This is a genomic window from Runella sp. R5_40 (assembly GCF_057652295.1).
Map to the genome: position 1 here is coordinate 205552 of NZ_JBYFCH010000004.1, position 16613 is coordinate 222164.

12 protein-coding genes are annotated in these 16613 nt (G+C 44.8%); 7 read left to right on the forward strand and 5 right to left on the reverse strand.

The genetic code is table 11. From position 1 onward, the window contains the following. Positions 1-119: 119 nt before the first annotated feature. Complete coding sequence (locus AC23N5_RS10165; protein WP_487755478.1) at positions 120-2378, forward strand: S9 family peptidase; 2259 nt, start codon at positions 120-122, stop codon at positions 2376-2378. 90 nt (positions 2379-2468) lie between these two features. Here AC23N5_RS10165 and AC23N5_RS10170 read toward each other — a convergent pair whose 3' ends face one another. Together AC23N5_RS10170 and AC23N5_RS10175 are read right to left on the reverse strand one after the other, a co-directional pair. After that, complete coding sequence (locus AC23N5_RS10170; RefSeq protein WP_487755479.1) at positions 2469-3599, reverse strand: MalY/PatB family protein; 1131 nt, start codon at positions 3597-3599, stop codon at positions 2469-2471. 2 nt (positions 3600-3601) lie between these two features. Further along, positions 3602-4810 carry an ATP-grasp domain-containing protein gene (locus AC23N5_RS10175; protein WP_487755480.1) on the reverse strand — a complete coding sequence of 403 codons (1209 nt, stop codon included), beginning with the start codon at positions 4808-4810 and terminating at the stop codon, positions 3602-3604. An 87-nt stretch (positions 4811-4897) separates the two neighbouring features. Here AC23N5_RS10175 and AC23N5_RS10180 point away from each other — a divergent pair, with 87 nt between their 5' ends. After that, complete coding sequence (locus AC23N5_RS10180; RefSeq protein ID WP_487755481.1) at positions 4898-6118, forward strand: ABC transporter permease; 1221 nt, start codon at positions 4898-4900, stop codon at positions 6116-6118. A gap of 207 nt (positions 6119-6325) precedes the next feature. Here the strand turns inward: AC23N5_RS10180 and AC23N5_RS10185 are convergent, their stop codons facing one another. Continuing rightward, positions 6326-7174 carry a helix-turn-helix domain-containing protein gene (locus AC23N5_RS10185; RefSeq protein WP_487755482.1) on the reverse strand — a complete coding sequence of 283 codons (849 nt, stop codon included), beginning with the start codon at positions 7172-7174 and terminating at the stop codon, positions 6326-6328. Positions 7175-7325: 151 nt separating this feature from the next. Between AC23N5_RS10185 and AC23N5_RS10190 the strand changes: the two genes are divergently transcribed. From AC23N5_RS10190 to AC23N5_RS10200, 3 genes are all read left to right on the forward strand, one after another. Continuing rightward, positions 7326-8315: a phytanoyl-CoA dioxygenase family protein gene (locus AC23N5_RS10190; RefSeq protein ID WP_487755483.1), complete on the forward strand. Its 990-nt coding sequence runs from the start codon at positions 7326-7328 to the stop codon at positions 8313-8315. A gap of 393 nt (positions 8316-8708) precedes the next feature. Continuing rightward, a complete protein-coding gene (locus AC23N5_RS10195) occupies positions 8709-9614 on the forward strand; it encodes a YwqG family protein (protein ID WP_487755484.1) in 906 nt (301 codons plus the stop codon). 224 nt (positions 9615-9838) lie between these two features. Then, positions 9839-10285, forward strand: coding sequence for an N-acetyltransferase family protein (locus AC23N5_RS10200; RefSeq protein WP_487755485.1), 447 nt, complete (start codon positions 9839-9841; stop codon positions 10283-10285). Positions 10286-10866: 581 nt separating this feature from the next. On the opposite strand, the gene AC23N5_RS10205 is transcribed toward AC23N5_RS10200, so the two are convergent. Together AC23N5_RS10205 and AC23N5_RS10210 are read right to left on the reverse strand one after the other, a co-directional pair. Further along, on the reverse strand, positions 10867-13323 hold the full coding sequence (locus tag AC23N5_RS10205; protein WP_487755486.1) for a TonB-dependent receptor plug domain-containing protein: 2457 nt from the start codon (positions 13321-13323) through the stop codon (positions 10867-10869). Between the two features lie 129 nt (positions 13324-13452). Further along, positions 13453-15147 (reverse strand): T9SS type A sorting domain-containing protein, encoded by a 1695-nt coding sequence (locus AC23N5_RS10210; protein WP_487755487.1) that lies wholly within the window; start codon positions 15145-15147, stop codon positions 13453-13455. A 113-nt stretch (positions 15148-15260) separates the two neighbouring features. On the opposite strand from AC23N5_RS10210, the gene AC23N5_RS10215 reads away from it, so the two are divergent. Further along, complete coding sequence (locus AC23N5_RS10215) at positions 15261-15716, forward strand: hypothetical protein (RefSeq protein WP_221225576.1); 456 nt, start codon at positions 15261-15263, stop codon at positions 15714-15716. Further along, positions 15716-16585, forward strand: a complete 870-nt coding sequence (locus tag AC23N5_RS10220) for an alpha/beta fold hydrolase (RefSeq protein ID WP_487755488.1) — start codon at positions 15716-15718, stop codon at positions 16583-16585. The genes AC23N5_RS10215 and AC23N5_RS10220 overlap by 1 nt, the downstream gene beginning before the upstream one ends. Positions 16586-16613: the final 28 nt, after the last annotated feature.

The window sequence follows — 16613 nt, forward strand, 5'->3', positions numbered from 1 at the left end:
TCATTTTGATAGGTAATTTCATGCCAAGTAGCTAAAATAGTACTACTCTGCGACAATTAGGACGCCACAAAAAAGCGAAAAGATAGCTAGGTTTGTAAAAACTTAAACCCACTCCAACCATGCAAACTTTAATTAGGCGCGTTTACCAAGGCTTGGTTATGCTTCCCCTTTTAACTGGGCTGTTGTCCCCTATTTCAGCCTTCAGTCAAGGAACGGCAGAAGACTACCAACGCTCGGAGACGCTTAAAAACAAGCTAAAAGACAAAGTCTATAACGCTCCCGCTCAGGTATTTTGGTCAAAATCAGGCAAAATCGTTTGGTACGCCATTCAAACCCCTCGCGGAAAAGAATTTATTTCGATAAACCCGCAAAGCAAAACGCGCCAGTCGGCCTTTGACCATGAACAATTAGCCCAACAGTTGGCCACGTTATCAAAAACCGAAGCCAAACCTTTCAGCTTACCTTTCAATTCCATTGCTTACGTCAAAGACGACCAAGAAATTGAGTTTAGCGCAGAAGGATTTGTGTGGACGTACGGGCTCACTACCAAATCGTTACGCAAAAAAGAACCCGTTCGTAACGACCCACAACGGTACTGGGCAGCCGCTACCAGCGACCAACCCGAAAAACCCGTTTTCTCTCCCGATAGTTTGTGGACGTCGTACATCAAAAATCATAACTTGTACGTTCGTTCGGAGAAAACAAAAACAGAATCACAACTTACCTTCGATGGCTCAGAAGGCGAATACTATTCAGGCTATGTCCAGTGGTCGCCCGATTCTAAAAAACTGGTAGCCAACAAAATACGCCCAAACCAAAAGCACCTTATCTATTTTGTGCGTTCGTCGCCCGAAGACCAGCTACAACCCAAACTCGAAAGCCGCGAGTACCTCAAACCTGGCGATGCGTTGCCGATTCGTCGCCCGCATCTTTTTTTGGTTGAAGAAAAAAAACACATTCCCATCGACGACGCGCTGTTTAATCATCAGTACAACATTTCGAGGATTGACTGGCGCAAAGACAGCCGCGCTTTTAGCTTTGAATACAACCAACGGGGGCACCAAGTGTATCGGGTGTTGGAAGTCAATGCTGCCAATGGGGCAATTCGTGCGCTCATCGACGAGCAAAGTCCCACCTTCATTGATTACAGCGGGAAAAAGTATCGCTACGATGTGGCCGACGGCAAAGAAATCATTTGGGCTTCTGAACGTGACGGCTGGAATCACCTTTATTTGTACGATGGTGTGACGGGTAAAGTAAAAAAACAGCTAACCAAAGGTGAATGGGTGGTGCGTAACGTGGTGAATGTCAACGAAGAAAAGCGAACCATTACTTTTGCTGCCAGCGGAATGAACCCAAAACAAGATCCGTATTTCACGCATTACTACCGAATCAATTTTGACGGAACAGGGCTTACGCCGCTAACTTCCGAAAACGCTAACCACACGGGCGTATTTTCATCTGACAATCAACTGTTTGTTGACACCTATTCGCGGGTAGATATGCCTCCTGTTACCGTACTTCGCTCGGCAGCCGACGGTTCGGTGGTGATGGAACTGGAAAAAGCGGACATTTCGGAATGGTTGAATGCAGGTTGGAAAGCACCTGAGGTTTTTACCGCAAAAGGACGTGACGGAAAAACGGACATTTGGGGAATCATTATCCGCCCGACCAATTTTGATCCCACCAAAAAATACCCCATTATCGAAAACATCTACGCGGGGCCGCACAGCTCGTTTACACCCAAAACGTTTATGACCTACAACCGAAGCATGTTTGAATTGGCCGAACTTGGGTTTATTGTGGTTCAACTAGACGGCATGGGTACCTCCAATCGTTCCAAAGCTTTTCACGATGTATGCTGGAAAAACCTCAAAGATGCGGGCTTCCCCGACCGAATTTTGTGGATGCAGGAAGCCGCTCGCAAATACCCTTCGATGGACGTAAGTCGAGTGGGAATTTATGGAACGTCGGCGGGTGGACAAAGTTCGACGGGAGGATTACTGTTTTACCCTGATTTTTACAAAGTAGCGGTTTCTTCTTGTGGCTGCCACGACAACCGTATGGACAAAATTTGGTGGAACGAACAATGGATGGGCTACCCCATTGGCCCACACTACGAAGAGTGTTCTAACGTGGTGAATGCCAACAAACTACAAGGAAAACTGATGCTTATTTTGGGAGAAGTCGATGACAACGTTGACCCAGCATCGACGATGCAGCTCGTCAATGCCCTCATCAAAGCCAACAAAGATTTTGATTTTCTGATGGTTCCCAACATGGGTCACTCCACAGGCGGCGAATACGGTGAGCGCAAACGCCGAGACTTTTTTGTCCGCCATTTGTATAAAACCGAACCTCCAGCTTGGAAAGAATAACAGTTAGTATCGAATGTATAATGTCGAGTGTAGAGTGGAGAATGTCGAATTTAATACCCTTATTCGACACTCTACATTCTGCACTCGACATTAAAAAACAGTTTTTATTCTCCGAACTACTTCTTCTAACGTAGCTCGTGGACAGGCAAAATTGAGGCGGATAAAACCTGCGCCGTCAAATTGTACCCCGTCAGATACACCAACGCCGACGGCTTCCAATTTTTGGGCAAAATCAGCGATACCCGACTCCCGCGTATCAATCCATGCCAAATAGGTCGCTTCCAATGGCACCATTTTCATGCCCTTCAACTGGTTGATTTCAGTCAGTAAAAACTGGTGATTTTGACGAAGATAGTCCAACAGTTCTTCGTGCCAAGGAGCGCCATCGCGGTAAGCTGCCAAGGCCGCTTCGTAGGCATAGGCAGAAAGCATAGGCATAAGGCCCGCTTTGGTTTTGATAAATTTAGCCCGAAGTTCATCATTCGGAATGATAGCCATTGAACAACCCAAACCTGCAATATTGAACGTCTTGCTCGGTGCTAGCAGCGTAATTGTATGCTGTGCTGCCTCGGGGCTAAGGGTAGCAATCGACACGTGGTTTTTGGTTTTGTCGAGTAATAAATCACAGTGAATTTCGTCCGAACAAATGACAATGTCGTTTTTAAGACAAATTTCTAGCAATTTTTCTTGTTCTTCTTTGGTAAAAACCGTTCCTGCGGGATTATGGGGATTGCAGAGTAAAAACAATTTTGTTTGGGGTGTAACCGATGCTTCTAACGTCTCGAAATCAATGACCCAACGGTTGTTTTCTAGTTGTAAAGGTACTTTTTGTAACGTACGACCCGCTGCATGGGTTTCCAGCATAAAAGGATGATAAACAGGTGTCGCAGTCATCACTGCCTCCGCTTCGGTTGTAACCGTTCGGATAGACAAGCCGATACCTGGCACCAAGCCTGGCAACCACACAATCCAATCTTTTTTTACGTCCCAGCCATGGCGGTTTTTCAAACGTTCAATAACGACGTCATAAAGTTCATCGGGGCATTTGGAATACCCAAAAATGCCGTGCTCGGTCACTTTTTGTAGCGCCTCCAAAATCGGCGGGGCGGCTTGAAAATCCATGTCTGCTACCCAAACAGGAATCACGGTTGGGTCAGCGTATTTGTCCCACTTGTAACTATTGGTATTTTTTCTGTCAATAACTTGGTCAAAAATGCTCATTATTAATGCGTTGGTTTATCTTGGGCGGGTGCTGAGGCGTGATAATCGTGGCGAATCATCTCAGCATATTTATCCATCAATTCCATGACGCGGTTCCGACTTGGCGATTGCACAATCAGTCCGACATGGTATTCTTCTTTCATTTGCCACACAATTTCGGGGTCATTAAACGGCGACATATCGGGCCATTGCTGACGCGCCAAAGAAATAATGATACCCGAGTATAAATTCTGAACTTCTGGCAACACATAGTCTGCATTAAGTGCCTTGGCATGTTCGATGTGCGCCCATTCTTTCCACAAATTAATCCCCGACGAAAAATCGACCATTTCGGCCAAGTGCGCTCCACCTACCCGAGAGGCTGTTTCAAGGAAATAAAACTCCCCATCTTCGTAACATTTAATCACCTCCGTGTGTGAAGCACTGTAATTCATCTGGAATGCTTTCAGCACTTGTTCGTTTACTTTTTTGAGCGCTTTGGCATCTTTGGTACCAAACTCCACCGTTACCGAACGGAAAATACCGCCCCCGTGTGCTACTTCAAATGGGGTATTGAGGTATTGGCTACTTCGTTCAAAAATCACTTTTTTGTCCAACGTCAGCGCATCTACGTGATAGACATCGCCAGGCTTAAATTGCTCAATCAGAAACATGTGCCGTTCTTCCCCGAGGCTGTGAATGGTATTCCAAGCTTCGTCAAAACTATGCACTTTTTTGATGCCTGCCGCCGAGGCTTCGGCACGCGGCTTGATTACCCACGGCGCTTGGGTAGCGCGCAGGTACTCCGTAATCTCTACGTCGTTGAACAATCCAGTAAAAGCGGGCACTTTAATTCCAGCATCACGGGCTTGTACACGCATCGCCAATTTGTCCCTAAAAAAACGGGCGGTGGTTTGCCCCATGCCTGGGATTCGGAAATGTTCGCGCAAGATGGCTGCTTTTTCCACATCAAAATCATCCAAAGCTACCACGCGGTCTATTTTTCGCGTGCGCATGAGGTACGCCATTCCTTTGATGATGTTTTCAAAGTTTGACAGTGTATTCGCGTCATCCTCTAAGTAAAAAAACTCATCAATCGACTCGTAAGGCCATTCTTTCCCTTCCGTTCGTCTGGCGGTCAACAAATAAACGGTGTTGCCAGCCTCTTTACAGGCCCGCAAAAAATCACCGCCTTTAAAATAACACGTAATACACAAAAACGTTAAACTCATGGGTAGTTAAGGTTTAATCAGAAAACGTTAGTATTGTAGGAACTTTTCAAACTTACAAACTATCAAACATTCAAACAAACACCACTTGTGAATTTCCCCTTTTTCGTAGCTCGTCGTATTAGAGAGCCTCAGCAAACCACTTTTTCTGCGACGGTGTCTCGCGTCGGAATCGTTACCATTGCCTTGGGTGTAGCAGTCGGAATTGTTGCATTATCGGTCTTATTTGGCTTTAAAGATACTATTTACCAAAAAGTCTTTCTCTTTGGCTCGCACCTTCAAGTAAACAAACTTTCGCTCAATCAATCTTTTGAAAGTGCACCCCTCCCCCTTCATACCAAGCCTTACGACCAATGGCAACAAATCAAAGGGATTCGACATCGGCAGGCGGTGGCGCACAAAGCTGGCATCCTAAAAACGCCCGACGAACTTCAAGGCGCGGTTATCAAGGGCGTGGGGCGCGATTACGATTGGAAATTACTCGCCGAAAATTTGGTGGAAGGTCGGGTGATTCAGTATTCTGACACCGCCTATGCCAACGAAATCATCGTCAGTCGCATCATTTCTCAAAAACTCAATTTAAAACTCAATGATGAGGTCTTGATGTACTTTGTACAAAATCCACCCCGCGTTCGCAAACTGAAGATTGTCGGCGTGTATGAAACAAACCTCGAAGAATTTGATAATCAACTGGTTTTGGGTGATATTGGGCTGGTTCAACGCCTCAATGGCTGGGGGCCTGACTCGGTAGGGTCGTACGAATATTTTGTCAAAGACTTCGCCCAACTTGAGCCTACCGCCAAGGAACTTTACGCCCAATTGCCTAGCTACATGCGCCTCGAACGGGTCACCGACAAATACCGCCCGCTGTTTGAATGGCTGCAATTGCTCGACCAAAATACCATGGTCTTGCTCGCTTTGGTATTTTTTGTGACTTGTTTCAACATCGCTTCTGTGCTGTTGGTAATGATGATGGAGCGCACACCCATGGTGGGGCTACTCAAAACCCTCGGCAGTCCCGACAGCCAAATCCGTCGCATTTTCTTTTACGTAGGGCTGCAATTGACCCTGAAAGGCTTAATTATTGGAAATGTCGTCGGTTTGGGGCTTTGTTGGCTTCAAAGTAAGTTCCAAATCATCCCGCTCGATCCCGTCAATTATTTCATGAACACCGTTCCAATCGTTTTTGATTGGCCCTCTTACTTGTTTCTCAATATCGGAATTTTGAGCGTCATTACGTTAATTTTACTCATTCCAACCCTCATTATCAGCCGCATTCGTCCAGCTCAATCCTTAGTTTTCAAAAAATAGAAACATCGGGTGTACGAACAAATCTAGGATATGGTAACATTCTTTTAAAACACATAGAAAATAGTAGAATAAACACATATGTAAACATAGCTAGTCTTTTGTGTGCTATGTGAAAATTCTATATGGACTATGTGTTTACATTTTCCTAGTCGCCTGCAATGTTTCGCACCCAAAAATCAAGATACATGGGTAAATTTGTCCTTAAATCTACTTGCTCAAATATCTTTTCTTAAACGACAAGGGGTTCTCGCCTGTTACTTTTTTAAAGGTTCGGTTAAAATAAGACAAGCTATCAAAACCACACTCAAAGCAGGTTTCCGTCACATTTTTGTCCATCAAAAGCAGTTTTTGGGCTTGATTGATGCGGTAATGGTTTAAAAATTCGGTAAAGGTTAAACGGGTCATTTTTTTAAAATACCGACAAAACGCAGGAATACTCAGGTGGCATAAACTCGCCACCTCTTCCATCTCTATTTTATGGTGAAAATGCTCGTCGATAAACCCGTAAAGTCGTTTTAGACGCTCCTGGTCTTTTTTAGTATATTGATTTTCAACGGGTTGGTCGTGCAACAAAGTAATATCCGAGGCATTGGCGAGCCTTTGTAGTATTTTCAATATTTCCAGAAACTGCTCAAAAGGTGGCAACCCCGTCAAGTGTCGCATTTGTTCTCCAATCAGTTGCTTGGTATCAGCCCCAAATGCCAAACCATGCTGTGCTTTTTGAAAAAGATGGGCAATGCTCGACAATTCGGGTGTAGTCTCGAAAGCAGCCCCCAAAAAATCACTTTTAATGTGTAAAACGACTTTTTCGTAGTCAGATTTGATACCATAATCGAAGTTAAGGTGCGGGATATTTGACCCAATCAGCACCAAATCGCTGCCAATAAAACGCGAAATGTGTTCTCCAACGTGCCGCATTCCACTTTCTGCTTCAATATACACCAGTTCCAACTCAGGATGAAAGTGCCAATAAAACACATCACTAAGGCGCGGGTTTAGAAGTAACCGAAATGAGCTATTTGAATCGGGAACGAAAGCCTCAAAAACAACTTTCATACGAAGCAGTTTGTCTGTTTTTAACTTTTATATTGCTTAAAATTACTATTTATATCAATACAATTCAAATTTATGCAACTATTGGCGAAGATTTTAGCTGCTTCATTGCGCTACCTTTGTATCATTATTTTCATTCAAAATAGTACATATCATGGAAGCACATACAATGACCCCAACCATGGCCCCAGTTAAAATGGCCAATACCAACCACGAGGACATTCCTGGCAACCCATCAACTGCGACAAGTAGTCATTTGACCCTCAACGACCGTTCCAATGGAGAACCTTTGCGGGTGTTGAGCGAAGAAGATTGGCAGTTTTGGATGCACAACGGCTACATTGTCATCAAAAACGCCGTTCCCCGCGAACAAGCACTCAAAACCGCCGAGTTTTTGTGGGAGTTTGAGGAAAAAAATCCTAACGACCCCGAAACATGGTACGCCCCCCCTCGTGCGGAAATGAAAATGAAGGAATTGACGGGAACGGGAATGGTGGAAGTATATAACAACCAACACCTTTGGAACAATCGCCAAATGCAACGGGTCTATGATGCTTTTGTTGACATTTGGGGAACAGAGAAACTGTGGGTGACCATTGACCGTGCCAACTTAAACTTTCCCATTCGTCCAGGTTTTGAATACAAAGGCTTTATTCACTGGGACTATGACCCCGAAACAAAGCCTCAAAACGTACAAGGTGTACTGGCTTTGGCCGACCAAACCGACGAAAACATGGGAGGCTTTCAGTGCATTCCTGAGCTGTATCGCACTTATGATACGTGGAAATTGACCCAACCCGCCGACCGTAATCGTTTCCAACCCGACACCACAGGCTTAGAAGAGCACATCGTCAAAGTAAAAATGGAAGCGGGCGATTTATTGATTTTCAACAGCACGCAGCCCCACGGCATCCGCCCCAATTTATCAGGAAATAAAGTTCGGATAGCGCAATACATCTCCATGATGCCCGCCGAGGAAGAAAACGAGGCCCTACGCAATTGGCGCGTCAATTCATGGAAAAATCGCATTTCGCCCGAAGGGTATGCCTTCCCAGGCGACCCCCGTCACTGGGAACAAACCAAGTACGATGTAGCCGAATTGAACGACCTTGGCAAAAAACTGCTAGGACTTGAAAAATGGTAAGTAGGTGCTAACGCAGAGTTAATAGATAGCCTAAAGCCCGAGCAAAACGCTCACGCTTTAGGCTTTTTTGTCATTTCAACGACAGGAGAAATCTACAACAACCTCCGATAGCGCGAGTGTCACACTCGTGCTATTTATTTTTAGGCTTCTAGCCTTTTCGACATTATCTAATCTAATAGGCTGGATGCCTTTGAATAGTGAGCACGAGCAGGGACGCTCGCGCTATCAAAACGCTCGTACCATCAAATTGCTTAAATCAAAAACAGTCAAATCACTTATTTTCAGCCCAATATGGCAATTCCTTGGAAGTTAGTGAGAACTTTTATATTTTGGTAATACCAACGCAAAGTTGCGTATATTTGGGAGTTGGTGGTAATTCTATAAAACTAGCACATGGACAGTAAAGAGCAACTTTTTGAGAAACTCAAAACAAATGGACTAGGCAAGTATTTTGACAAGATAGAGCCAATGGTTTGCAACACAATCAGGCTTTATCTTACTTCATGTAGTGAGGACGATATTCCTATTGGGCAGTCTAAAATTGGAGGACAACCAGATTTGCCAGCAGGCTTTTCATGGTTTACTGAAACCAATACTGTAACGACGAAGAAGAAATTTTGGATTTTTGGAAAAGAAACTCAACAGATAATAACAAAATCTCTTTCATTTATTGCCCAAATTAACTTGTTAGAAATTTCACAGTTTGACAGCGAAAATCTTTTACCTAAAAATGGAATACTTTATTTTTTCTATGCTGAGGGACAAGATGCTTGGGGGTTTGACTTTAAAGATAAAAATAAGTTCAAAATTTTGTTCTTTGATGGAGACTTGACAACATTAAAACGTTTTGACTTTCCAGAAGATTTGCAAAACTCAAGGTTTAAGCCTTGTTCGATAGTAGCAAAACAAGAAATCAGTTTACCATCTTACGGTTATGGATTAGATGAAGATTTAAACTTGACAGACGATGAAGCTGACATTTTCTATGATAAAATATACGAAGACGGAAATCTAAATAAACTTCTCGGTTATGCAGACAATATTCAAGGTGAAATGGAATTGGAATGTGAACTTGTAACTAATGGTCTCTATTGTGGAGACCCCTCAGGTTATAACGACCCAAGAGCGAAAACACTTGAACCCAACGCAAAGAATTGGCGACTTCTATTACAAGTTGACAGCAATGAAGAAAATGAAATGATGTGGGGCGACTGTGGACGGCTTTATTTTTGGATAAAAAAAGAGGACTTGATAAATAAGCAGTTTGACAAATCTTGGTTTAGCTTACAATGCAGTTAAAATATAAAGACCACCAATAACTAAGCTTTCGTAGTGGCTGAAAGCCACGCCATAAAACTCCCGATAGCGCGAGTGTCACACTCGTGCTATTTATTTTAAGGCTTCTAGCCTTTTCAACATTATCTACCTTGAAAAGTCAGCAGAATAAAGCGACACAGCGCCAACAAACAGTTGACAATTTAGGATAACCCATTGGCAGAAAAATAAACAGAATGAAATAAATTATGACTATTAGAGAAGCTACCATTGACGACATAAAACAAATTCAGATCGTAAGAAATTCTGTAACTGAAAATACATTGTCAAATCCTAACTTGGTGACAGACGAAGATTGCGAAGAGTTTATTACAAAAAGAGGAAAAGGATGGGTTTGCGAAATTGACAAACAAATTGTGGGTTTTGCTATTGCTGACTTGAAGGAAAATAACATTTGGGCGTTATTTTTAGACCCTAAATTTGAGAAAAAAGGTATTGGAAAACTATTGCACGACACAATGTTAGGGTGGTATTTTACACAGACAAAGGAAAAAGTCTGGTTAGGAACTGCTTTTAATACAAGAGCAGAAAAGTTTTACAGAAAAGCAGGATGGACAGAAGTTGGAACACACGGAACCAAGGAAATTAAATTTGAAATGACGTATGATGACTGGACAACAAGCCCGAACCGCTAACAGTAGTTTGGCAAAATGGCGGGTCCAGTGCTAAATTTAAGTAGTTGCGCATAAATTTTAGTGTATTGGTAGTTTATATCGCTTCGGAGAAGCGTAACCTTTGTAGTAGTAGTAGAGAGCTATCCTTAAAACCCTCCTGCTTCGGACAGGGCCGCCTGTACGGAAGCATAACAAAGCACCAAGTTATGCTTCCGCTCGGGCGGCCCCGTCCGAAGCAAAAATTAAAAAATCACATGCTGTTACTACTACAAATGTTGCGCCTCTACCGAGGCTAATTTGAATTACTCTAAAACTTTTGCTTTATTACTTAACAGTAGTTATTCGGTTGAAAAACGTGGTTGGAGGACACACAAAGGCGGCACATAATAACTAAGCTGGTGGCTGAAGGCCAAGTCATGAAGGCGCTGTTGAACGAAACCTTCGGTGGCGGTGAGTGCCCCCAAATCCTTTTTTGTTTTGGAGTTATCGTTGAAAGTACAACTACCCCAATCGCACACGTCTCCCGCTCACACCCTCACCCCCATTCACGCAAAAGCCGCCCTCGATGAATTGTCGGGGCGGCTTTTTTGCTTTTCAGCTACCTAGTTAACTTTAAACGTACTTTCTTTTACACCCATTGCCCCCGTAGAATTCATGCCTTCTACCCGAACTTTTACGTCGGTTTGGGCGTCTGAGGCAAAGAAAGAAACCTTGGCTTTTCCGTCCTTGTCCGTCTGTATCATGGGCGACCAAAATACCGTAGCCCGAAAGTCGGGTTGAACGTGTTCGGGAATTGCTTTATCGTATTTGGGTGCGTAAAATTCCCGCACGGGGCTGTAGCCCAGTATTTTCTCCGTAATCACCCCTTCGGCTTTGTCTTTGGTCCAGTCGTAAGATGAGCCACCCCGCTTGGTTAAAATCGCTACCACTCCCCCGCCACCTTGGCTACCATAAATAGCGGCGTTGGCGCCCTTCAAAATGTCAACCGCCTCCACATCGCTGGGTGGAATTGAAACAATGGCATCTTTGCTCACAGCCATGCCATCCAGCAAAAACAAGGGCTCAACCGCTCCGCTAAAGTTGGCTGCTCCTCTGATTTGGATGGAGCGGTTCATGCCACTTCCCGTCACTTGAACCCCAGGTACTCGCCCCTGAATAACGTCAAAAATCGACATCGCTCCCGCCGTATTCATGTTGTCAAATTTTACGGTATTGCTAGGCTCCCCATACATGGCACGGCGCGAATCGTCTTTGATTGGGTCGGGGCGTTTGGCTTTTACTACTACTTCATTCAACAATTGCTCCCGACTCGCCCGAATTTGGCGCTCAATTCGCAAGTACTCTTCCGTACGCTTGAGGTATTCAGCCAGTTCGTTGGGGTCAAATTCGATGGGATTGAAGGGTATTTTTGTAAAAGATACTTTGGCAGGTTGAAATGGATTGAGCATGATGGATAAGTTTCGGTTTCCACGCTCTGTCATAGCCTGCACCAGCACCGTTGTTGTGTCGCGCACATCGAGGTCATAGACCAAAAACTCACCCGTTTCGGCCGTTTCTCCCATCAACACCGACCGCGTGCTGTCCTTCTGAACCAGCATGTAGGTCAATTTCACCTTTCCAGGTTGCTTTTTATTCATACGCGCTACTTTTCCCGAAAATGAAATGCCTTGTTCTACGTAAAAAGGAGCAGGCGCTAACGAATCTTTCAATACTTCACTCCAGTTAAAGCGACGCCACCCTTGCGTCATCAGCAAAATGTCCAGTTGCGCCGCCGCATTTGGGTTTGTTTTGTCGAAATAATAACTTGGTTGTTCAATGCTTCCTTTGACATCTGACGCAAGCAGAAAATACGAGCGAATCGACAACGCATTGGGCTCTTTATCAAGCACTTGTTTTACGTCTGTAGCGGCCAATGAAAAGTTACCCATTACAGGATTACCCTCGGAGTCTTTTGCCGTAATCTCCAATTCCACTTTTTCCCGTGGTTTGTACGCATTTTTATCACTTGCGATTTGTAACTCAATCTCCCGATTGCGCTGAATATACACCAGACGCTCTGCCGTCGGAAGGTTATTTTCGTCAAAAACCGTGATGTGCGTAATTCCGTCGTTCAAATTAGCACGTGGGATATTGAATAAAACCGTTTTTTTGGCCAATGTTGCCTTGGCAGCGTAGCCCACGGCCCCACGGGTATGAACAAAAATCGACATTTCTGCCGACGGATTCAGCGGTTTGTTATGGCGCACAATCACCCTCACGTTGTCTTTGTTGGACAAATTATCGACCGTCACCGTAAACCCTTCTTTTTTAACCTTAGGAATAGGGTATTTCACGTACTGTCCGTTAGGTTTTCGTACTTCGATGCGGTACTCTTGACCAGCTTCGGGCATAAAACTAAAAAATCCCATCCCGAGGTGCGAGGTCGAAAACCCTGCCAAGGTATCATTGGTTTGACTGACTACCGCCCCTGTGATTCCAACGCCTTTCCCAAGTGCGTTGACAGCTTTGAAAGCCACCCGACCTTCTAATCCTTGCACCAAATCTCCACCTTCGGGCATAAATTGCACGTCAATGTCATCCGCATTGTGGGGCAAAGAAGTAACTGGTTTGTTGGACTTTAATACGCGGACGTCGCGGTGGAAGTAAAAATCTTCCGAAAAATTGCGCATCCATTGGGTGTAAGCACGAAGTTGGTATTCTCCCTCCTGCAACGAATCTGCCAGGGCCATCTCGCCGTGACCTATTCCCCCGTTAAGGGATACTTTTTTGAGTAACACCACTTTTGACGTTGTTTTGTCCACCAAATCAACGTACAAAACGCGGCTGACCGAATCGGCGGCATGGCTGATTCCGTACACTAAATAGGCTTTAAACCAAATCGTTTCCCCCGTTGAATAATAGGGACGGTCAAGGTGCAAATACGCCTTTTCGGCAGGATAGGTTTGTTGGTATTTTTCAAACTTGGCGACCAATTTGTCTAACCACTTGTCTTCCCACGGAAGAACTTTGGCCCCCAGCAACACCGAGCTAAGGGCAATCAGAATAAAACTACGATACATGGCTGTACACTATTTTAGTTTGGGTTTTAGAAATAACGCAAGTATAACTAACAATTGTGTACTTCGCAACAAAAAAAACTAACCGAATAGTAAACTGGCAAAAACGTACCGCAAACAGCCCAAACTATGTCACTTAATAAGTACCCGTTCGGATAGTCGCCGCCCATTCACTTCTACGTGAAGTAGGTAAGTACCCGTTGGTAATTTTGAAGCATTGATTTCACGTTCGTTGATGCCCTCTTTAAGCACCGCTTCTTCTTTTGAATGTACTTTTCCTACGAGGTCGGTCAGAAAAATGGAGGCCGCTGCACTCGACGCGCTTTCCACCCGATAGTAAATTTTTTCGTGGGCGGGATTAGGCGTCACTTTTATGTCTTTTAATCCTAGCGTTTCCTCCACCGACGTAATGGTATTCAAATCAAAAGAACACAGAAACACTTCGCGGCCTTTGAGGGTGATTGTTTTTTGCCAATTTTGAAAACTTACATTGATTGTTGTTTCTTGGGTATCCGACGAAACATAGGGGTTTTGGGCCGCAATAAGAATGTTTGAGCCTTTAACCACGCCACGCCAAATGGCTGATTTTGCCTTCGATGATTCAAGGGCAGGCGTGGGAATGACCAATTGATTGGCCCCCTCAAAAAACTCCTTAAACTGCGATAAACGGTACAAACCACCAATAAAATATTCATAACTCGCGTAGTTATCTTGGCGAGTATCGTCAATGGGGGCCTCCCAAAGCCAAAGCCCTTTCGCCCCCGAAAAGAAAGGAAAAATGGCCGTAGCCTCTGCCACAAACGAAGGAACAAAAGGCACTGTTGGGTTAAACGCATCGTGGTAACGCATCCAGATGTAAGGAATCACGGGCTTGTCGGACCACACCCGATTGGCCTCAATAACAAACAGCAAATAGGCCAAATAATCTTTGCCCAAAGGAGAGGTATTGTAGTCGTAATAGTAATAACAAGAAGGTGTGAGCAGGTTGAGTTGGTTGTAAAAAGGCCCTCCAGGTTGGCCCGACGTCGAGTCTTTCATCACGTGCAGTAACAAATTGGAGTTGGTCGTCCAATCTTTCCAAGTTGTCAAGTCCATAGCCAGCCAATTGGTAAAACTTCCCCGAACCAAAGCATCGCTGTAACTCCCAATTTTGGTAGTCTCCACTGATTTTTTACGCAAAAAATCAACGGGTGCGGCATATTGACGCTGCATATCGCGCTTGTATCGTTCCACAAACTGCGCGTCGCTCAAGGAACGGTATGCCTCGGGAATCCTTGGTTGGGTTTTTATGGCTGCTATTTCGCGGTCAGTATCAAAAATCCGTTCGATGTCGAGACCAACAATACTATAAGCCAACGGCTTTCCGCCCTGTGAATCTTGAAAAGCATCGGCGTGCCCACGAAGCTGATTTTCCCAAATCGAATTGTACAAGTTTTGATCATTTCCCCAAGGACTTCTTATCGCCCTGTCGGCCCAAGGTTGGCTACCCGCTTCGGTGGCTACGTGGTACCAAGTCACTGCTCGCTGCTCGAAGGGCAAGGTCGCACTTTCATTTCCCGAAAAAGTAGCTAAATGGCTAAACCCGCGACTGAGTGGGAGTGATTTTGTGTCGCCAAAGCGCGGGCCTTCGTAGATAATTGTAAACGGCAGCGAAAAGGCAGGAAATTTTTCCCATTCGATAACGTTATTCGTTTTGACGGGTGTCCATTGAAACGACGAAGTACATTCTTGTGCTTTTAGCTCCATTCCTCCAAACCCTGCCAGCACACAAGCAATTTTAACAACTAAATGGGTGACTCGAAACGGTATATTATTCTTGTTTTTCAATCGTATAAAGTTTAAAATGATTCCCCAACGTCCGTCAACCAATATCCTATCTCAGCGGATTGTCTTAGAAAAACGCTAAATTTGAGCACAAATTTAACCCGTAATCAAAAGCTATGAAAAAGTGGTCGGTTCTTTGTTTCGTATTCGTGTCAATTTTTCTTGCAAATTGTAAGAAAGTAGAGGTAACTGACACCCCAACTACGCCCGATGCAACGATTAGTGTATTAACAACCAATCCTTGGAAAGTTAACAAAATCACCGACTTAAACGGCAATACCATTGACAAAAACTTGTTGCCTACCGAAGTTAAAAGCTTTTTTGAAGTATATATTTATTTTAAGGAAGACAAAACAGTACGCGCACTCGACCCCGTCGCCCTGACGGTGCAGCAAGGTGGTGCTTGGGATTTGTTGGACAATTCTAAAACGTTGTACATCGACTTAGGCAAAACATTTAAGGGCAACTACCCCATCAATAAACTTGACCGCGCTCGGATGAGTTTACGTCATACTGCTGTTTATAGTGGCCTCAATTTTGACGTGTTTTTAGAACTTGTCCCCGCAATTTAATGCCATCTCACCCGATTCGGTTTGAAACAGAACCTCATTTTTTTCTGTCGGCAGAAGGTTGGGGAAACCCAGCTCATCCACCCTTAATTTTACTTCATGGTGGCGGGCAAACGCGTCATTCGTGGGGAGATACCGCCCAAAAATTAGCAGACCAAGGTTGGTACGCCATCACTTACGACGCCCGTGGGCACGGAGAAAGCGATTGGTCAGCCACGGGCAACTACTTGGTGGACGGTCTGGTCGCTGATTTAAAAGCAATTATTCGTCAACTTGGCACCAAACCCGCCCTTGTTGGCGCTTCCATGGGCGGGCTCACCGCCATGGTGTTAGACGGCGAATCGGACGAATCGCTCGCCTCAGCCATTGTCTTAGTGGACATTGCACCCAAAGCCGAACAAAAGGGAATTGAGCGTATTTTTGCCTTTATGAGCTCACACCTCGAAAGTGGTTTTGGCAGCTTGGAAGAAGCCGCCGCTGCCGTATCGGCCTACTTGCCACAGCGCTCAAAAAATTATGACCCCAGTCGGTTAGAAAAAAACCTCCGTTTTCGTGAAGGACGGTATTATTGGCATTGGGATCCACAAATGCTCCACGTGTGGAAAAATGCTACCCCCGACCAACAAATTGCGTACGAAGAACGTCTTTATCAAGCCGCCCAGCGGCTAAAAGCGCCCACGCTTATCGTTCGTGGTGGCATGAGCGACGTGGTGAGCGAGCGGGTGATGGCGGAGTTTTTGGATGCAGTGCCGCACGTTCGGAGCACCACCGTTTCGGGCGCAGGTCACATGGTAGCAGGCGATTCTAACCACGCTTTTACCAATGCCGTTATTGCTTTTTTGGAGGAAATATATCCTCCTCATCGCTCTTAAAACCAAACGCCACCGCGTTGTGCGATGG